The organism is Methanoregula sp., assembly GCF_002835825.1.
Lineage (GTDB): Archaea > Halobacteriota > Methanomicrobia > Methanomicrobiales > Methanospirillaceae > Methanoregula.
On record NZ_PIZH01000116.1, the window covers coordinates 1 to 5,927 of the forward strand.

Genomic DNA, 5,927 nt, shown 5'->3' on the forward strand with positions numbered 1-5,927 from the left:
CTCTGATTCTGATGGGATCGGACTTCACATCTGATCGGCCTCTGTGGCACCCTGTACTTTATTACTAAAGAACGGGGAGATTTTCATTGACAATTCCGGGGAATTTCGGGGCGGTTCATGACAAACAATCTCATTTTCGACCTGCTCATCGTCATGCTCTTCATCTCCGGCACCAGTATGGCTGCTGTGGGCTGGTATGCCCGGAGGTTTGTCGGGAGAGTTCCCGCGGCAACACCTTTTGTCCTCCTGATGCTCTGTGCAGCGGCCTGGGCATTCCTCTATATTCTCGATCTGCTCACGATGTCCCTTCCGCTGAGGATTTTTTACCACAACCTCCGCTTCCTGTACCTCCCGTTCCTGTCCGTTCTCGAACTCTGGCTCGTACTGGCCTATGTGAACAAGACCGAGTGGATTCGCAGGGATCTGGCGGCACTCGTGTTGATCATTCCCTTCCTGTCAGCAATCCTTGCGGTAACAAGCCCGTTCCATACCCTCTTCCGCTATGATTTCTCCATCAATACTGCCGGCCCGGTCCCGGTCCTCCAGTATTCCGAGAGTTCCTTCTACACCATCTATTTCCTGTATTCATTTGTCCTGCTGGTGCTTGCCATAATTCTGCTTGTCTATGAAACAAAGAAGCGCGGCACACTGTGGGAGACGTCCACCATCCTGTTGCTCATTGCTCTTGCGTTCCCGACGGTACTCAATTATTTCGCCGAAACCGCAAGGTTTCCGTTCCCTGGCGTTAACCCCACTCCGGCCCTTCTCTGGATTGCTGCGATTTTGTACAGCGTTGCCCTCTTCCGGTACCATTTTCTCGATATCATTCCCATTGCGCGGGGACGGTTGATCGAGGCCCTGAGCAAACCCGTACTGGTACTGGACACAGCGGACAGGATAATCGACATTAACCCGGCGGCATGCTCGCTCTTCGCTTTCACCCATGCTGCCGCCATCGGGAAAGAGATTGGCGAGATTGCAGGAGATTGGCCTGACTTCCTGTCCCTGTGCAGGGAAAAGACCCCCATGAAGAAGGATCTTGTCAGGACCCACAACAGGGAGGTTTTTTATTACATCGGATCTGTGGAACCGCTTCTTGGAATCAACAGAGATCCGGAAGGCCACCTTGTCATCCTGCAGGATATCACGGATTTGAAGCGGGCCCAGGATGCCCTGCGGGAGAAGACCGAAGAACTGGACCAGTACTTCTCGACAAGCCTCGACCTGTTCTGTATTGCGGATACACAGGGGTATTTCCGCCGGCTGAACCCGGAGTGGGAGAAGACGCTGGGGTACTCGCTTGATGAACTCGAAGGCCGCCGTTTCCTGGACTTTGTCCACCCGGACGACGTACCGGCCACCCTCGACGCCATCAGCTCCCTCAGCGCCCAGAAAGAAGTCCTCAACTTCACGAACCGGTACCGCCACCGCGACGGCAGTTACCGGTGGATCGAATGGAAATCATTCCCGAAAGGAGACCGTATCTTTGCCGCAGCCCGGGATATCACCAAACGCAGGCGGATCGAGCAGCAGCTTGCAGACCATACCCGCTTCCTCTCGACCCTGATCGACACGCTTCCCCTCCCCGTTTTCTACAAGGATGCGGGAGGAAAATACCTTGGGTGCAACCGGCCCTTCGAAGAATATCTCGGCATCGGGCGGGATGCGCTGATCGGGAAGACCGTGTATGATATTGCCCCAAAAGAACTTGCAGATGTATATTTTGCCGCTGACCAGGATCTGCTCAAAAATTCCGGTTTCCAGACCTATGAATCGCAGGTCCGGTATGCAGATGGTTCCCTTCACGACGTGATCTATTACAAGGCCTGTTACCTGGACCACAGCGGGGCCACGGGCGGGATTATCGGGACATTTCTCGACATTACCGAGAGGAAAGAAATGGAGAGTGCCCTCCGGGAAAGCGAGGAGAAGTACCGGGCAATCATCGAAGAGATGCAGGACCTCTTCTACCGTACGGACATCAACGGGAAGATCACGATGCTCAGCCCGTCGGCATTTGTTATCTCGGGATATGCGCCGGATGAACTGATCGGACAGGATGTTTCCCTGGTCTATGCCGACCCCCGGGACCGTGAAAAACTCCTTGCAATCCTCAAAGAAAAAGGATCGGTTGATTCCTTCCCCCTGGACCTGAAGGTCCGCGACGGATCAATCCGGCATGTGACCACGAGCAGCCATTTCTATTACGATGCCGCAGGCACGATTCTTGGCGTGGAAGGTGTTATCCATGACATCACGGAACAGCGGAGGGCAGAAGAAGCCCTCCGTATTGCAAACAAGAAACTCCACCTCCTTTCAAGTATTACCCGGCACGATATCCGCAACCAGCTGATGGCCCTGATGGCGTTTATTGAACTGAGCCAGGATTCGATCGACAAGCCGGAAGAGCTTATTGAATTTTTAAAAAAGAACCAGAAGATTGCCGAGACCATCACCCGCCAGATCACCTTCACCAAGGACTACGAGGATCTTGGTCTGAACGCACCGTTATGGCAGGATGTGAATGCCAGTATTGATGCCGCGGTTGCGTTACTTCCCCTGCGGAACATCCGGGTCGTCAAGGAGGTTCACGGCATTGAAGTGTTCGCTGACCCCCTGGTGGAGAAAGTATTCTACAACCTCATCGACAACTCCCTGCGCTACGGTGGCAAGAAGATGACCATGATCCGGATCACCAGCCATACAGAAGGCTCATCCCTGGTACTGGTCTTTGAGGATGACGGTGCGGGGATTCCCGAACCGGAGAAGAACGTCATCTTCGAAAAGGGATTCGGCAAGAACACCGGCCTTGGCCTCTATCTCTCACGCGAGATCCTTGCCATCACCGGTATCACTATTATCGAGAACGGTTCGCAGGGAACGGGGGCACGATTCGAGATCTCCGTGCCAAAGAACGGGTACCGGTACACCTCGTGATCCAGGACCTGCCATTGTACTGCTGCACGTAACATTCATCTTTCCTGCGGACAACTCCTTTCATCGAGTCACAATTACTTCCATATTCCCCCGCACGGAACGACCTGCATGCTGTCACTTCTCTACGTCGATGATGAACCGGGACTGCTCGAGATCGGGAAACTGTTCCTGGAAACGAGCGGGGGCTTTACGGTTACTACCACCCTTTCAGGAAGGGAGGGTCTTGACGAACTGGCAGCGCACACCTTCGATGCCATTGTTTCCGACTACCAGATGCCCGAGATGAATGGCATTGAATTTTTAAAAGCTGTTCGGATGTCATATGGCTCTATACCCTTTATCCTCTTCACCGGCCGGGGGCGCGAGGAGGTCGTCATCGAGGCGATCAACAACGGGGCGGATTTTTACCTCCAGAAAGGGGGCGATCCCAAAGCACAGTTTGCCGAACTGGCACATAAGATCCGGCAGGCGGTCAGCAAACGGCAGGCCGAGTACGCCCTCCAGGACTCCGAGAGGCGCCTCTCCGACCTCATCAACTTCCTGCCGGATGCCACCTTTGCCATCGACACCGATGGAAAGGTGATCGCATGGAACCGTGCCATTGAGGAGATGACCGGTATTTCGTCCACCACCATGCTCGGCAAGGGGGAGTACGAGTATGCCATACCGTTCTATGGTAAGCGCCGCCCGATCCTGATCGACCTGATCTCCGCGCCGGACGAGAAGATATCCCCATTCTATTCCCACATCGTAAGGGACGGGGCCACCCTTTCGGCCGAAACCGATCTGCCAACGCCAAAAGGAAAACGGATCTATGTCATTGCGAAAGCAAGCCCCCTGTACGACAAGGCGGGGAATATTACCGGGGCAATCGAGGCGATACGGGATATTACCGACCGGAAGAAGGCCGAGGAGGCACAACGGGAGAGCGAGAAAAGGTTCCGCGAACTTGCCGAACTGCTGCCCCTGGGGATTTACGAATCGGATGCCAACGGGAGGCTGACCTATGTCAACCGCCGGGCACTGGACATGTTTGGGTATACGGCGGAAACGTTCGCCCGGGGGGTGGATTTCCGGAGCGCAATTGCACCTGCCGACCGGGAACGTGCCTCCGCGTTTTACCAGAAGAGCCTGGAGACGGGGATAAGCGAGAATTCCGGACGGGAGTATACAGCCTTAAGAAAAGACGGGACTACTTTCCCTATCCTGATCTTTGCCTCTCCGGTCCTCAGGAACGGCAGGGTTGCCGGGGCACGCGGCATCATTGTCGATATCACCAGCCGGAAGAAGGACGAGGAAGAACTCCAGGCGGTCAACGAGGAACTTGCTGCATCGGGTGAAGAACTCAAAGCGCAATACGATGAGCTTGCCGCTAGCGGGAAGAGGATCCGCGAGAGCGAACTGCGCCTCAAGTACATGCTCGGGTTCTACGAGCATGCCGGGAAGGGCGATGAAGACCTCCGTGCCTATGCTGTCGAAGGAGCCTGCCTTGTTACCTCGAGCCCGCTCGCGTACCTGGCATTCATGAACGCGGACGAGAGCGAGCTCACGATGTATGCCTGGTCGAAATCCGCAATGGCCGAATGCGCAATGGTGGACAAGCCCATCATCTACAAGACCGAAAAGACCGGGCTGTGGGGAGAGGCTGTCCGTCAGCGCAGGCCGGTCATCACAAACGACTATGCTGCCCCGAACCCTGCAAAGAAGGGATACCCTGACGGCCATCCCCAAATCCACCGGCACATGAACGTGCCGGTGATTGAGGAGGGCCGGGTCGTCCTCGTGGCTGGTGTGGCCAACAAGGCAACCGATTATACGGAGAATGATGCAAACGAACTGCTCCTCCTGATGCAGGGGCTCTGGAACCTCTTAAAGGCACAGCGGATGGAAGGGGAGCGGCGGGCAGACGAGGAGAAATACCGCACGGTTGTCGAGAACAGCAACGATGCGATCTATATCTACCGTAGTGACCAGCTGCTGTTTGCCAACAGGAGAGTAGCGGAACTCACCGGATTCAGCCAGGAAGAACTCATGGCCGGAAACATCTGGGACCGTATTCATCCAAACGATCGTGCACGGCTGCAGGAAGCACGGGACCGGAGAACCGCGGGGGAAGATATCCCGCAGGCATTCTCTGCCCGTGTTGTTACCCGGAACGGAGAGGTCAGGGTCTGCGAGTTTACTGTAACGCTCATCACGTACCAGGATCAGCCTGCACTGCTGGGGATCATCCGGGATGTTACAGAGAAGCAGCAGCTGGAAGCCGAGCGCCAGGCTGCGTACGAACAGCTTGCCAGTGCCGAGGAAGAACTCCGGAAACAATATGATGAGCTTGCCCGTGCAGAGGAGCAGGTCCGTGCCCGCACACAGCAGATGGAAGAGATCGCTGCAACAATGCCGGGAGTCGTCTTCCAGTTCTATGCCCGATCCAACGGCAACATGGGTTTCTATTATGTCAACGAAAGATCGTGTGAGATCCTTGGCATCGACAACGATCCTGAGGAGTTCTTCCAGGCGTTTACAAGCGCGATACACCCTGTAGATCGGGACCGGTTCATGGATTCGGTCCATACGGCGATTGATTCCGAAGCCCTCTGGGATTTCACGGGAAAATTTGTCAAACCTTCGGGCGATGTGATCTGGTTCCGGGGGATGTCAAGCCCGGTCCGGCATGGTGATGAAGTGGTCTTTTCCGGCGTCTTCCAGGATGTCACGGACAGGATCGAGATAAGCCTTGCCCTCCAGAAAAGCGAGGCAAAGTTCAGGGCAATTACGAACCAGACGTTCCAGTTCATCGGGTTGATCAACACGGACGGAACCGTGCTCATGGCCAACCGAACCGCGCTCGACTTTGCCGGTGTTGCGGAGTCCGCTGTAACAGGCCACCTCTTCTGGGAGACGGCCTGGTGGTCCCACTCGGCCGAAGTACAGGAACAGCTGAAGGATGCGATACACAAGGCTGCAGCGGGAGAGACTGTGCGGTTCGAGAC

At 55.5% G+C, this 5,927-nt stretch carries 2 protein-coding genes; both read left to right on the forward strand.

The features are described 5' to 3' along the window. Nucleotides 1-117: 117 nt before the first annotated feature. The gene (locus CW742_RS05720; RefSeq protein ID WP_292417712.1) at nt 118-2,937 is read left to right on the forward strand and encodes a PAS domain S-box protein; all 2,820 of its coding nucleotides are present in this window, start codon (nt 118-120) and stop codon (nt 2,935-2,937) included. 108 nt (nt 2,938-3,045) lie between these two features. Next, the coding region (locus CW742_RS05725) for a PAS domain S-box protein (protein WP_292417714.1) at nt 3,046-5,927 on the forward strand (2,882 nt) is incomplete at its 3' end.